Consider the following 12,842-nt stretch of genomic DNA (forward strand, 5'->3'; position numbering starts at 1 on the left):
CGTATCCGAAAAAACATCCCCCACCGGGGCCGAGGCGTGTCCGGGTCGCCCGGTCGCGACGATGCGAGAGGCGTGACATGCTGGGGCATCTTTACGATCGGGCGCTCGGTGGCGAGAGGTGTTGGGTCCGGCACGAGGACGGCGAGCTTCGCCCGCTGCCGGCGCACCGATGGCTGGGTGAGCGATGTCCCGGCGCCGCGCCGCGCGACGCCTTCGACGACGTCTTCGACGAGGCGGTGACGCAGATGTGCACCGGACCGACGATCGAGCTGGGATGCGGGCCGGGGCGGTTGGTGGCCAAACTCATCCGGCGGGGAATACCCGCGCTCGGCATCGATCGGTCCGCGACGGCGATCCGCCTGGCGGGACGCGGCGGCGCGCCCGCGCTGCTGGGCGACGTGTTCGCGCCGCTACCCGGAACGGGTTGCTGGCAGACGGTTTTGCTCGTCGACGGCAACGTTGGCCTCGGCGGCGACCCGCGACGGATCCTGGCGCGCGCCGCCGAGCTGCTCGGCCGCGGCGGCCGCTGCGTGGCCGAGTTCGAGCCCGGCGCCGTCGGGGTCCGCCCACGCTGGGTGCGCCTGGAGACCGACAGCGACGTGGGCCCCTGGTTCCGGTGGGCGACGGTCGGTGTCGACAGCGCCGCCACGCTGGCCGCGCAGGTCGGCCTGACGCTGACCGGCGTCCGGCTCATCGGCGGCCGGGTCATCGCGAACCTGGCCGCAATATGAGCGACTACGGGTTTCCCGGCGGGCTGTGGCGCGCGCTCGACCGGCATCCGCCGCCAGGGGTGCGGCAGATCGGACGCTTCCGGAGCCCGCTGCGCGGCCCGTGGCTGACGTCGGTGTTCGGGCTGGTGCTGCTGATCGCCCTGCCGATCGTCATCCTCACCGGGCTGCTGTCCTACATCGCCTACGGGCCGCGGCTCGGTCAGGCGATCCCCGCCGACGTCGGCTGGCTGCGCCTGCCAGTATTCGACTGGCCCACCCGGCCGTCGTGGTTGTACCGGCTGACCCAGGGACTGCACGTGGGGCTGGGGCTGCTGATCATCCCGGTGGTGCTCGCCAAGCTGTGGTCGGTGATCCCGCGGCTGTTCGCTTGGCCGCCGGCCCGCTCGATAGCCCAACTGCTGGAACGGTTGTCGTTGCTGATGCTGGTCGGCGGGGTGTTGTTCGAGATCGTCACCGGCGTGCTGAACATCCAGTACGACTACATCTTCGGGTTCAGCTTCTACGACGCCCACTACTTCGGGGCGTGGGTCTTCATCGCCGGGTTCCTGATGCACATCACGCTCAAGATCCCGCGCATGATCACCGGGTTGCGATCGCTGTCGCTGCGAGAAGTGTTGCACACCAACCGAAGCGGCACCCGCCCGGAACCGCCCGATCCCGACGGCCTGGTGGCGGCCGACCCGGCCGAACCGACGATGAGCCGGCGCGGCGCGCTGGCGCTGGTCGGCTCCGGGGTGGCGCTCGTCGGCGTGCTGACGGCCGGTCAGACCCTCGGCGGGGCCTCCCGCGGCGCCGCCCTACTGGTGCCACGCGGTCGGGGCAACGACTTCCCGGTCAACAAGACCGCCGTCGCCGCGGGCATCTCGCCCGAAAGCGTCGGCGCGAGTTGGCGATTGGCCCTGCGCAGCGGGGCCTCGGTGGTGGTGCTGGACCGGGACGCGCTGGCCGGGATGGCGCAACACACCGCGCGGCTGCCGATCGCATGCGTCGAGGGCTGGTCGACCGTGCAGACCTGGAGCGGGGTCCGGCTGGCCGAGCTGGCCCGACTCGTCGGGGTGCCCGTCGCACGCTCGGCGCGGGTGACCTCGCTGCAACGGGGCGGCGCGTTCGGCGAGGCGACGTTGCAGCCCAACCAGGTTCGCGACCCTGACGCCCTGCTGGCGCTGCGGGTCAACGGCGCCGACCTGTCACTGGATCACGGCTACCCGGCGCGGATCATCGTGCCGGCGCTGCCGGGAGTGCACAACACCAAATGGGTGGCCTCCATCGAGTTCGAGCCGAGCTGAGATGTCCAATTTCTCGCGGCGTTTCGGGGCGATCTACGGATCCGGCTCGTTACACCTGCTGACGATGCTGTCGGGTTTCGCGCTGCTCGGCTACGTCCTCGCCACCTTCAAACCGGCGACGCTGTGGAATTCCGGCACCTGGTGGCAGTCGATCGCCGTCTGGCTGGCGGCCGCCGTGATCGCCCACGACCTGTTGCTGTACCCGCTCTATGCGCTGGCCGACCGGGCGCTGTTCGCGCGGGCGCCGCGGCAGCCAAATATCAGCGCCCGCAACCACATTCGGATCCCCGCCCTGGGGGCCGGGCTGACGCTGCTGATCTTCCTGCCGGGCATCATCGAGCAGGGCGCCCCAACCTACCGGGCTGCCACCGGGCAGACCCAGCAGGCGTTTCTGGGCAGGTGGCTGCTGCTCACCGCGGCGATGTTCGCGGTGAGCGCGATTTGCTATGCAACGCGACTCGCGGTGGCACGTCGGCGCGTCCCTGGCAAACCTAAATAGCTGTCCACAAAGGGAAATATTGGTCAGCAGCAAACTGTGCGTCGGCCAGCCCGCGATGTCTAACGGAAACGTCAGTTTCAGCCGTCCGCCCGGGGGTACAGTCCGTTACATGACTGCGAGGGCACCCCACATGACACCCTGTGTGAAGTGGTTGCTGCGGGCCGGCCCCGCCGACTACATGCTGGCCCTGAGCGTGGCCAGCGCGTCGCTGCCGGTCGTCGGAAAGCGGCTGGAGCCGCTGGGTGCGCTGACCGCGATGAGCGTCTGGGGCGCGCGCCACGCGCCGCAAGCCCTGTCCGCGATGACCAAGGATTGGCTGGCGCCCCACGCCAAAGACACGCCGCCCGCCGAGCCGCAGAGCATCCGCGAGGTCTCCGTCGCCGCCCTCCGGGGCGTCGTATCCGCCGCGGACCTCGACTTGGACTGGCCCGTCGCCGAGCGGACCCCACCGATCTGGGACGCGATGCGCCGGCGCCGCTACCTCTACCGCCGCGGCGTCCACTACGGCGACCATCCGGCACAGGTGCTCGAGGTCTGGCGGCGCAAGGACCTGCCCGCGCAACCCGCGCCGGTGCTGATCTTCGTGCCCGGCGGCGCCTGGGTGCACGGCAAGGCCATGGGCCAGGGCTCGGCGCTGATGTCCCGGCTCGCCGAGCAGGGTTGGGTGTGCCTGGCGATCGACTACCGCGTCGCGCCGCACCACCGCTGGCCACGCCACATCACCGACGTCAAGACCGCCATCGCGTGGGCGCGCGCCAACGTCGACAAGTTCGGCGGCGACCGCAATTTCGTTGCGGTGGCGGGCTGTTCGGCCGGCGGCCACCTGTCCGCGCTGGCCGGACTGACTCCCGACGACCCGGCGCATCGGGCGGCACTGCCCGAGGGCGCCGACAGTTCGGTGGACGCCGTCGTCGGCATCTACGGCCGCTACGACTGGGAGGACCGTTCCACCCCCGAGCGGGTGCGGTTCGTCGACTTCCTCGAGCGGGTGGTCGTCAAGAAGTCGATCGCCCGTCACCCCGAGGTGTTCCGCGACGCGTCGCCGATCGCGCGGGTGCATCGAAATGCGCCGCCATTCCTCGTGATTCACGGCAGCAAGGACAGCGTCATCCCGGTCGAGCAGGCGCGCAGCTTCGTCGAACGGTTGCGCGCCGTGTCGCATTCGATGGTCGGCTACCTGGAACTGCCCGGCGCGGGCCACGGGTACGACCTCATCGACGGGGAGCGGGCCGGCGCCGCGGCCCACGCCGCTTCGCTGTTCCTCAACCAGGTCTACCGCACCAAAATCCAGATCGGCGCGAAAGAGGTTATCTAAGGACCCGGCGCTGGGTAATGTCCCCCTATGGGTAAGGGGTGGCTGTGAAAAGGCTCAGCGGCTGGGACGCCGTATTGCTCTACAGCGAGACGCCGAACGTGCACATGCACACCATCAAAGCCGCGGTGATCGAGCTGGCCCCGGACCGGCGTGACTTCGACATCCAAGCCTTCCGCCAGGTGCTCGCCGGCCGGCTGAACAAGCTCGAGCCGTTCTGTTACCAGCTCGTCGAAATCCCGTTCAAGTTCCACCACCCGATGTGGCGGGAGAACTGCGAGGTGGACCTCGAATACCACATCCGGCCGTGGCGGCTGCCCGCCCCGGGCGGCCGTCGCGAATTGGACGAGGCGATCGGGCGGATCGCCAGCACGCCGCTCGACCGCAGCCGCCCGCTGTGGGAGATGTACTTCATCGAGGGCCTGGCCAACAACCGGATCGCGGTGGTCGGCAAGATCCACCACGCGCTCGCCGACGGCGTCGCCTCGGCGAACCTGCTGGCCCGCGGCATGGACATCCAGCCCGCGCCCGAGGGGCGCCCGTACAAGTCCGACCCCGACCCCACCCCGCGGCAGCTGATGAGTTCGGCGTTCGCGGATCACCTGCGCCACCTCGGGCGAATCCCCGCGACAATCCGCTACACCGCCGAGGGGCTGGGCCGGGTCCGCCGCAGCTCGCGCAAGCTGTCCCCGGAGCTCACCCGGCCGTTCGAGCCGCCGCCGACCTTCATGAACCACAAGATCACCGCGGAGCGCAGGTTCGCCACCGCCACGCTGGCGCTGGCCGACGTGAAGGAGACCGGCAAGCGGCTCGGCGCGACGATCAACGACATGGTGCTCGCCATGGCGACCGGCGCGCTGCGCACCCTGCAACTGCGCTACGACGGCCAGGCCATGCCCCTGCTCGCGTCGGTGCCGATGAGCTTCGACTTCTCGCCGGAGCGCATCTCCGGCAATCGGTTCACCGGCGTGCTGGTCGGCCTGCCGACCGACTCCGACGACCCGCTGGAGCGGGTGCGGTGCACCCACGACAACGCCATCGCCGCCAAGGAATCTAACCAGCTGATGGGGCCCGAGCTGGTCAGCCGGTGGGCCGCCTACATGCCGCCCGCGCCCACCCAGGCCTTCTTCCGGTGGGCCTCCGGCCGCGACGGGCACAACAAGATCCTCAACCTGAACATCTCCAACGTGCCCGGCCCACGGGAGCGCGGCCGGGTGGGCGGCGCGCTGGTCACCGAGATCTATTCGGTGGGGCCGCTGACCGCCGGCAGCGGCCTCAACATCACCGTCTGGAGCTACGTCGATCAGCTCAACATCTCGGTGCTCTCCGATGGGGCCACCCTCAAGGACCCGCACGAGGTGACCGAGGCCATGGTCACCGACTTCATCGAAATACGAAGGGCCGCAGGCCTTCCCGAGGAGCTGACGGTCGTCGAGGCGGCGATGGCGCCGGCCTGAGGACCGTACCGATAACGGGACTCTCGACTGGTGCCAATGCCATTTCCATCGACCGTTAACATCGGTCGGATAAGCTGCCACCCCGACCCGAAGGAGCTGTGCGGCACCGTGAGCGAAGAGGCCACCAACCCCGAGCCCGAAGTCCTGGTCGAACAGCGGGACCGGATCCTGATCATCACCATCAACCGGCCAAAGGCCAAGAACGCGGTCAACGCCGCGGTCGCCCAGGGCCTGGCCGACGCCGTGGATCGACTCGACGGCGACACCGGCCTGTCGGTCGGAATCGTGACCGGCGCGGGTGGCTCCTTCTGCGCGGGCATGGACCTCAAGGCCTTCGCGCGCGGCGAAGTGCCCATCGTCGAGGGTCGCGGCATGGGCTTCACCGAGCGCCCGCCGGTCAAGCCGCTCATCGCCGCGGTGGAAGGCTATGCGCTGGCCGGCGGCACCGAGCTGGCGCTGGCCACCGACCTGATCGTGGCCTCGCGGGACTCGGCGTTCGGCATCCCCGAGGTCAAGCGGGGGCTGGTCGCCGGCGGCGGCGGGCTCCTGCGGCTGCCCGAACGCATCCCGTCGGCCATCGCGATGGAGCTGGCGCTGACCGGTGACAACCTTTCCGCCGAGCGGGCCCACGAGCTGGGGATGGTCAACGTGCTGGCCGAACCGGGCCACGCCCTGGATGCCGCCATCGAGCTGGCCGAGAAGATCGCCGCCAACGGCCCGCTCGCGGTGGCCGCCACCAAGCGCATCATCGTCGAGTCCCGCGGCTGGACCCCGGAGTCCCGCTGGGAGGAACAGAACAAGATCCTGGGTCCGGTGTTCGTGTCCAACGACGCCAAGGAGGGCGCGATCGCCTTCGCGGAGAAGCGCCCGGCGCGCTGGACCGGCACCTAATCGGTCAGGTAACGCTGCACCGTCGGCCCGAGCCAGCCGACCAGGTCGTCGACGCTGGTCGAGGCAAGCGGCTCGATCTTGAGCTGGTAGCGCGCGAACGCGAGCCCGGCCAGGTGACTGGCCACCAGCTCGACGCGTAATTCGGCGTCGGCAACCCCGAATTCCGTCGCGACCCGCTTGGCGATCGGCCCGGCGAGGCTGTCGTGCAACACCTTTCGCGCCTGGGGGTGGATGGTCGCCGAACGCCACAGCGTCATGAAGGGCTCGAAGACGGCGCCTTCTTCCCAGTGCTCGAGGAAGCGTCGCACCAGCCGCGGGCCGATCTGCTCGGTGCCCTCGTCGAGCAGCGTGGCCAGCTGGTGCAGCGGGTGCTCGGGCCCGGTCAGCGCCGACGCGGTGAAGAGCCCCTCCTTGCTGTCGAAGAAGTAATAGACCATGGCGACGTCCACGCCGGCGTCGGCGGCGATCGCGCGGACCGTCGCCTTGTCGTACCCGTCGTGCATGAAGCGTTCGCGCGCCGCGTCGACGATGCGCTGCCTGCTCTGTTGGCCGGTCCGCCACCGGCCCGCCCGCCGCGCTTCCGCCATGCGGGTCAGCATACTTCAACAGGCGTTGACCAATATGTCGCCCGCGCGTAGGCTGAGTTTGTTCAACGATGGTTGAAGTAAGCACGGGAGAGGAGAAGGCGATGGCGACGAACACGCACGAACGACGGCTCTGGTGGCGACACCTGATGTCGGTCCTGCTTTTTCCGGTGACGGTGACGATCGTCGTCCCGGCGTTGATCGTCTTTCCGGCCGGCCTGCGGGCGGGGCACTTCGGTGCGGCGCTGACGGTGGCGCTGGTGACGGTCGGCTGCTTGCTGATCGCCGCCGGCCTTGCCCTGATGGTCTGGACCAACGTGCTGTTCGACCGGGTCGGCGAAGGGACCCTCGGGCTCGGACCGGTGATGGGCGAGCCGGTCCATTTGGTCGTGCGCGGGCCCTACCGTCATGTGCGTAACCCGATGATCACCGGCGTGCTCTGCATCCTGCTGGGCGAGGCGGCCATTACCGGTTCCGGTGCGTTGCTGGCTTGGTTCGCAATCTTCTTCGCGTTCCAGGCGACGGCCATTCGGTTCTGGGAGGAGCCCCACCTCGTCGGGCGCTACGGCGAGGAGTACCTCGCCTACCAGCGCAACGTTCCGCGCTGGATCCCTCGGATCTCCGCCTGGGACCCGAACCGGTAGCAATAGTTAGATGGCTTACACTGTGCGCTAGATTTGTAAAGGGCGGGGATCCACGAAGGATCGAGGATGAGCATTTCGTTGCTGCTGGAGATGGCTGCGTCGGGCAACCCGGAACGCACTGCCGTCGTCTCGGGAGAGCTGCGGCTGACGACTCAGCAGCTCAGCGATCTGGCCGACGGCGGGGCCGGCGTCATCGCGGCGTCGGGCGCCAAGCATGTGGCGTACGTGGGGACCGGTGGCGCGATGCTGCCGGTGCTGATCTTCGCCTCGGCGCGCGCGGGGTTGGCCTTCACGCCGCTCAATTACCGGCTCTCCGCCGAGGGCATCCAGGCGCTCATCGAGCGGTTGCCCGAACCGCTGGTGATCGTCGACGACCGCTACCGCGACATGATCGGGGAATCGTCGGGGCGGGTGATGTCGTCCGACGATTTCCTGGCGGCCGCGCGCGAGAGCGAGCCCGCGGCCGAGTTCGCCGACCCGGATTCGGTGGCGATCGTGCTGTTCACATCGGGCACCACGTCGGCGCCCAAGGCCGTCGAGCTCTCGCACAACAACCTGACCAGTTACGTCACCGGGACGGTGGAGTTCGGGTCGGCCGAACCGGACGACGCCGCGCTGATCTGCGTGCCGCCCTATCACATCGCCGGGGTCAGCGCCGCGCTGTCGAACCTGTACGCCGGCCGAAAGATGGTCTACCTGCCCAACTTTGACGCCGACGAATGGGTGCGGCTGATCGACGCCGAGAAGGTCACCACCGCAACCGTAGTGCCCACCATGCTGGACCGCATCGTCACCGTCCTCGAGCGCGGGGGACACGAGCTACCGTCGCTGCGCAGCCTGGCCTACGGCGGATCCAAGGTCGGCCTGCCGCTGGTGCGCCGGGCGCTCGAGTTGCTGCCACACGTGGGCTTTGTGAACGCCTACGGGCTGACCGAGACGAGCTCGACGATCGCGGTGCTGGGCCCCGACGACCACCGCGAGGCGCAAGCGGCGGCCGACATTGCCGTCGCCAAACGGCTCGGATCGGTCGGGCGGCCGGTGCCCGGCATCGAGCTGCAGATCCGCGACGAGGACGGCAGGGTGCTGCCGCCGGGGGAGACCGGCGAACTGTTCGTGCGCGGCGAGCAGGTGTCGGGGCGCTACACCGGGATCGGTTCGGTGCTCGACGAGGACGGCTGGTTCCCGACCCGCGATATCGCGCTGCTCGACGAGCACGGCTATCTCTTCATCAGCGGGCGCAGCGACGACACCATCATCCGCGGCGGGGAGAACATCGCGCCCGCCGAGCTGGAGGAGGTGCTCATCGAGCACGCGCACGTGCGCGACGTCGCGGTGGTCGGCGTCGAGGATCCGCAGTGGGGCCAGGCGATCGTGGCCGTGGTGGTGCCGGTCGCGGGCATCGATCCCGATCCCGAGGAGCTGCGCGAGCATGTCCGCAAGAGTTTGCGCGGGTCGCGCACCCCGGACCGGGTAGTCTTTCGCGACGAGCTGCCGACCACGCCGACGGGCAAGGTCCTGCGTCGCGAAATCGTCGAAGATCTCCGAACGTTAGGAACGCCGAAATGATCAAGAACGGAACCCGCCTCGCCAGCCAGGTGTGTGACACCCAGGTGATCGTGGTCCGCAGCGCCGACAGCCTCGACGACCTGCGCTGCGGCGGCGCGCCGATGGTGCCGATCGGCGGCGAGCGCTCCGGCGAGCTCGACCCGGCGTTCTCCAACGGGACCGTGATGGGCAAGCGCTACGTCGACGAGACCGGCGCCGAGGTGCTGGTGACCAAGCCCGGTGCCGGCAGCCTGAGCATCGGCCACACCGCGCTGCAGCTCAAAGAGGTCAAGCCGCTGCCCGCCAGCGACTGACGGTTTTGGGGCTAGGGGCCCGTCTGCCCGTTCGCCCCGACGACCCCGAGCAATAACCCACCCGCGCCGCCTTGTCCGGGGGTGCTGCCCGCCCCGAAGCTGTTCCCGCCGGCGCCGCCGTTGCCGATCAGCTGGGCGTTGCCGCCGTCTCCGCCATCGCCCGGTTGGGGGCCGGTCCCGGCGCTGCCGCCGGCGCCGCCGTTGCCGATGAGGATCGCGCCATTGCCGCCGCGACCGCCGGTGGCGCCCGTAATGGCGGCGTTGGTCTGGCCGGCCTCGCCGCCGGCGCCGCCGTTGCCGAACAGCCCCACGGCGTTCCCGCCGGCGCCTCCCGCGCCGCCCCTCCCAAAGGTGGATTGCCCGCCGTTGCCGCCGTCGCCGCCGTTGCCGATCAACAGCCCGCCGTTGCCGCCGGTGCCGCCGGGACCGCCGACGCCGCCACCGCTGAAGCCGGTTCCCGCCCCGCCGGCGCCGCCGTTGCCGATCAGCCCGGCATTCCCGCCGGTGCCGCCGCTGAAATTGCCGTCGCCCACGCCGCCGGCCCCGCCGTTGCCGCTGAGCAGACCGCCGGCACCGCCGTTCCCGCCGACGGCACCGAAGACGCCGTCCCCGGCATTGCCCCCGACGCCGCCGTTGCCGTGCAGCAGGCCGCCGTGGCCGCCCTGGCCGCCCGCGCCCGCGGCGCCACCCGCAAAGACCTGGGGCACGTTGCCGAGACCGCCCTTCCCCCCGGCGCCGCCGCCGCCGAACAACCCGATGGCGTCGCCGCCGGCGCCGCCGGCTCCGGCGCTACCGAACGCGGTGCTGTTGTTGTACGACCCGCCGGTGCCGCCGACACCGCCGTTGCCGAACAAGAGCCCGCCGGTGCCTCCGGGGCCGCCGCTGCCGGCGGCGACGCCCGCGGTGGTGCTCAAGCCGCCGGTGCCTCCGGCGCCGCCGTTGCCGATTAGGCCGGCCGGGCCGCCGGCCCCGCCTGGAGAGTTCGGCGCGCCGGATCCGCCGTTGCCGCCGTTGCCCCACAGGATGCCGCCGGCACCACCGGGTTGACCGGTGCCCGGCAAGCCGTTGGTGCCGTCGCCGATCAACGGTCGCTGCAAGAGCAGCTCGGTGGGGGTGTTGATCGCGTTGAGTACGTCTTTTTGCAACACTTGCCACGGATTCGCAGTGGCCGCGGCATTGGCGACCTCGGTGCTTGCATAGGCCGCCGCACCGGTGTTCAGGGCCTGCACGAACTGCTGATGAAACGCCGCCGCCTGGGCGCTGAGGGCCTGGAACCCTTGGGCGTGGGCACCGAAGACGGCTGCCAGCGCCGCTGACACCTCGTCGGCCCCGGCCGCGAGTATCTGCGTGGTGGGCCCGGACGCAGCCACATTCGCCTCACTGATCGTCGAACCAATACCCGCCAAATCCGTCGCGGCCGCCGCCATCAGGTCGGGTTGTGCGATGAGGAAAGACATATCCAACCTCCACCGGCATTTATCGGTACCGCATACGTTCAAACCGGAAACGTTGCCGCTGCGCCCATTAGCAAGCAACTCGTACCGAAAATACGGCAAAACCATACTCAAGCGCCAGCATTGGCGCGAGTTTTAAACCCGCCGCGGGCAGGCTGAGCGTCTTCAGGCCGCGCTACAGCCCAGAGAGGTCAAGCCGCTGCCAGCCGGCGACCGATCTTCGGCTAGGGACGCAGCCCGTTCGGTCCGGGCACCCCGAGCAGCAATCCGCCGGCGCCGCCTTGCCCGACAGTGCCGTCGGCGAAGTAGGCATTGCCGCCTCGGCCGCCGTTGCCGATCAGCCCGGCATTGCCGCCGTCTCCACCTATCGATCGGTCCCCCGCGACATCGAAGTCAGCGCCCCCGGCGCTCCCGCCTTTGCCGCCGTTGCCGATCAGCGCGGCAGCATTGCCGCCGCGGCCGCCGGCGCCGGACTGCGCGCCGGCGCCGCCGACGCCGGCGTCGCCGCCATTGCCCACCAGCCCGATGGCGTTGCCGCCGGTGCCGCCGGTGCCGCCGGTGCCATTGGTGGATTGTCCGCCGTCCCCGCCACGGCCGCCGTCGCCGAACAGTGCCCCACCGAGTCCGCCGCCGCCACCGCTTCCGCCGCCGGTCGAGCCTCCTGTCCCACCGGCACCGCCGTTGCCGATCAACCCGGCATTGCCGCCCGCGCCGCCGGGCAGACTGCCAGTGCCGGCGCCGCCGGCGCCGCCATTGCCGCTCAGCAGGCCGCCGGCCCCGCCGCTGCCCCCGACATTGCCCGACGGGCCCGACCCGGCGGCGCCACCGGCGCCGCCTGTGCCGTTGAGCAGGCCGCCGTGGCCGCCGTGTCCGCCCGCACCCCCGGTAGCCCCGCCAACGTTTGTCGAGCCGCCGGCACCGCCGGCGCCGCCGTGGCCGAACAGTCCGATCGCGTCGCCACCGGCGCCGCCGGTGCCGGCGACGGCAACTGCCGCGGTTCGCCACACTCCGCCTTGGCCGCCGGCGCCGCCGTTGCCGAACAGGAATCCTCCGGTGCCGCCGGCGCCGCCGGCGGCGTTTCCGGTGCCGGCCGCGCCGCCGTTTCCGCCGTTGCCGATCAGCCCGGCCGGCCCGCCGTTGCCGCCGGGCCCGCCCGGCGCGCCGGACCCGCCGTTGCCGCCGTTGCCCCACAGCAGGCCGCCCGCCTGGCCGTTTTGGCCGCTGTTGGGCGCGCCGTCGGCGCCGTTGCCGATCAACGGTCGCTGCAAGAGCAGTTCGGTGGGCGTGTTGATCGCGTTGAGCAGGTCCTGCTGCAGAACCTGCCATGGGTTGGCCGTGGCGGCGGCGTTGGCCGCTTCCGCGCCGGCATACGCGTCGACGGCCGCCTTCACGGCTTGCACGAATTGCTGGTGAAATGCGGATGCTCGGGCGCTGAGGGCCTGATAGTTCAAGGCGTTCGACCCGAACACCGCCGCCACCGCCGACGACACCTCGTCGGCGCCCGCCGCCAGCAGGTTGGTGGTCTGGAGCGCCGCGACGGCATTAGCCTCGTCGAGGGTAGCGGCGACATCCGCCAGAGTTGTTGCGGCGGTTGATATTACGTCTGGTACGGCGATCACGTATGACATCTTCACGCCTCCTGCCGGCGCCCGCAGCGTCTGGTGCGGTGAAAACCCAAATCCTAGTCCGGCCGCAGAACTCGTGGGCCGTATCGGAACTACTGGGCCGCCGGCGTCGGCGTTCTTATTCTGACCGAGACGCGGTCACGGCCCGGCGTGCCCGTCGGGTCCGGGGATGCCGAGCAGCAGCCCGCCGCCCCCGCCCACCCCGGGGGTGGCGGCGACGCCGGAGCTGTTGCCGCCGGCGCCGCCGTTGCCGACGAGTTCGGCGTTGCCGCCGGCGCCGCCGTTGGCCTTGCTCGTGATGCCGCCGGCAGCGCCGTTTCCGCCGTCGCCGCCGTTGCCGAACACGGCGCCATTGCCGCCGCGACCGCCTTGGCCGCCGATGCCCGCGGCGACGGTACTCTGGCCCCCATTGCCGCCGTGCCCGCCGTGGCCGAAGAGCCCGATGGCGTTTCCGCCCGCCCCGCCGGGGCCCCCATCATTGATGGCCGACTGCCCCCCAT

General features: G+C 70.6%; 12 protein-coding genes and 1 pseudogene. 9 read left to right on the forward strand and 4 right to left on the reverse strand.

The genetic code is table 11. The features are described 5' to 3' along the window. Nucleotides 1-77: 77 nt before the first annotated feature. From AWB92_RS08090 to AWB92_RS08115, 6 genes are all read left to right on the forward strand, one after another. Nucleotides 78-731, forward strand: coding sequence for an SAM-dependent methyltransferase (locus AWB92_RS08090; protein WP_085184859.1), 654 nt, complete (start codon nt 78-80; stop codon nt 729-731). Beyond that, nucleotides 728-2,017 (forward strand): molybdopterin-dependent oxidoreductase, encoded by a 1,290-nt coding sequence (locus tag AWB92_RS08095; RefSeq protein ID WP_085184860.1) that lies wholly within the window; start codon nt 728-730, stop codon nt 2,015-2,017. Before AWB92_RS08090 ends, AWB92_RS08095 begins: the two co-directional genes overlap by 4 nt. Nucleotide 2,018: 1 nt before the next feature. Further along, nucleotides 2,019-2,516: a hypothetical protein gene (locus tag AWB92_RS08100; protein WP_085184861.1), complete on the forward strand. Its 498-nt coding sequence runs from the start codon at nt 2,019-2,021 to the stop codon at nt 2,514-2,516. Between the two features lie 109 nt (nt 2,517-2,625). Then, the gene (locus AWB92_RS08105) at nt 2,626-3,831 is read left to right on the forward strand and encodes an alpha/beta hydrolase (protein WP_085184862.1); all 1,206 of its coding nucleotides are present in this window, start codon (nt 2,626-2,628) and stop codon (nt 3,829-3,831) included. 44 nt (nt 3,832-3,875) lie between these two features. Next, complete coding sequence (locus AWB92_RS08110) at nt 3,876-5,285, forward strand: wax ester/triacylglycerol synthase family O-acyltransferase (protein WP_085184863.1); 1,410 nt, start codon at nt 3,876-3,878, stop codon at nt 5,283-5,285. A 108-nt stretch (nt 5,286-5,393) separates the two neighbouring features. After that, complete coding sequence (locus AWB92_RS08115) at nt 5,394-6,176, forward strand: crotonase/enoyl-CoA hydratase family protein (RefSeq protein WP_085184874.1); 783 nt, start codon at nt 5,394-5,396, stop codon at nt 6,174-6,176. On the opposite strand, the gene AWB92_RS08120 is transcribed toward AWB92_RS08115, so the two are convergent. Beyond that, nucleotides 6,173-6,763: a TetR family transcriptional regulator gene (locus AWB92_RS08120; protein WP_085184875.1), complete on the reverse strand. Its 591-nt coding sequence runs from the start codon at nt 6,761-6,763 to the stop codon at nt 6,173-6,175. The genes AWB92_RS08115 and AWB92_RS08120 overlap by 4 nt on opposite strands. A 101-nt stretch (nt 6,764-6,864) precedes the next feature. On the opposite strand from AWB92_RS08120, the gene AWB92_RS08125 reads away from it, so the two are divergent. The 3 genes from AWB92_RS08125 to AWB92_RS08135 all read left to right on the forward strand — a co-directional run bounded on the left by AWB92_RS08125 (nt 6,865) and on the right by AWB92_RS08135 (nt 9,263). After that, nucleotides 6,865-7,404 carry an isoprenylcysteine carboxylmethyltransferase family protein gene (locus AWB92_RS08125; RefSeq protein WP_085184864.1) on the forward strand — a complete coding sequence of 180 codons (540 nt, stop codon included), beginning with the start codon at nt 6,865-6,867 and terminating at the stop codon, nt 7,402-7,404. 66 nt (nt 7,405-7,470) lie between these two features. After that, the gene (locus AWB92_RS08130; protein ID WP_085184865.1) at nt 7,471-8,970 is read left to right on the forward strand and encodes a fatty acid--CoA ligase family protein; all 1,500 of its coding nucleotides are present in this window, start codon (nt 7,471-7,473) and stop codon (nt 8,968-8,970) included. Then, nucleotides 8,967-9,263 carry a hypothetical protein gene (locus AWB92_RS08135; protein ID WP_085184866.1) on the forward strand — a complete coding sequence of 99 codons (297 nt, stop codon included), beginning with the start codon at nt 8,967-8,969 and terminating at the stop codon, nt 9,261-9,263. The genes AWB92_RS08130 and AWB92_RS08135 overlap by 4 nt, the downstream gene beginning before the upstream one ends. Before the next feature lie 11 nt (nt 9,264-9,274). On the opposite strand, the gene AWB92_RS08140 is transcribed toward AWB92_RS08135, so the two are convergent. The 3 genes and pseudogenes from AWB92_RS08140 to AWB92_RS29785 form a co-directional block, all read right to left on the reverse strand. Next, nucleotides 9,275-10,720, reverse strand: coding sequence for a PE family protein (locus AWB92_RS08140; RefSeq protein WP_085184867.1), 1,446 nt, complete (start codon nt 10,718-10,720; stop codon nt 9,275-9,277). Between the two features lie 221 nt (nt 10,721-10,941). Then, on the reverse strand, nt 10,942-12,345 hold the full coding sequence (locus tag AWB92_RS08145) for a PE family protein (RefSeq protein ID WP_085184876.1): 1,404 nt from the start codon (nt 12,343-12,345) through the stop codon (nt 10,942-10,944). Nucleotides 12,346-12,480: 135 nt separating this feature from the next. Next, nucleotides 12,481-12,842 (reverse strand): annotated as a pseudogene (locus AWB92_RS29785) (hypothetical protein); the annotation flags it as partial.

The sequence above is a fragment of the Mycobacterium sp. IEC1808 genome (assembly GCF_002101935.1).
Taxonomy (GTDB): domain Bacteria; phylum Actinomycetota; class Actinomycetes; order Mycobacteriales; family Mycobacteriaceae; genus Mycobacterium.

Coding starts and splice junctions, on each gene's coding strand:
- AWB92_RS08130 (WP_085184865.1), top strand. CDS start 7,471: ATGAGCATTTCGTTGCTGCTGGAGATGGCTGCGTCGGGCAACCCGGAA.
- AWB92_RS08100 (WP_085184861.1), top strand. CDS start 2,019: ATGTCCAATTTCTCGCGGCGTTTCGGGGCGATCTACGGATCCGGCTCG.
- AWB92_RS08105 (WP_085184862.1), top strand. CDS start 2,626: ATGACTGCGAGGGCACCCCACATGACACCCTGTGTGAAGTGGTTGCTG.
- AWB92_RS08140 (WP_085184867.1), bottom strand. CDS start 10,720: ATGTCTTTCCTCATCGCACAACCCGACCTGATGGCGGCGGCCGCGACG.
- AWB92_RS08145 (WP_085184876.1), bottom strand. CDS start 12,345: ATGTCATACGTGATCGCCGTACCAGACGTAATATCAACCGCCGCAACA.
- AWB92_RS08135 (WP_085184866.1), top strand. CDS start 8,967: ATGATCAAGAACGGAACCCGCCTCGCCAGCCAGGTGTGTGACACCCAG.
- AWB92_RS08120 (WP_085184875.1), bottom strand. CDS start 6,763: ATGGCGGAAGCGCGGCGGGCGGGCCGGTGGCGGACCGGCCAACAGAGC.
- AWB92_RS08125 (WP_085184864.1), top strand. CDS start 6,865: ATGGCGACGAACACGCACGAACGACGGCTCTGGTGGCGACACCTGATG.
- AWB92_RS08090 (WP_085184859.1), top strand. CDS start 78: ATGCTGGGGCATCTTTACGATCGGGCGCTCGGTGGCGAGAGGTGTTGG.
- AWB92_RS08095 (WP_085184860.1), top strand. CDS start 728: ATGAGCGACTACGGGTTTCCCGGCGGGCTGTGGCGCGCGCTCGACCGG.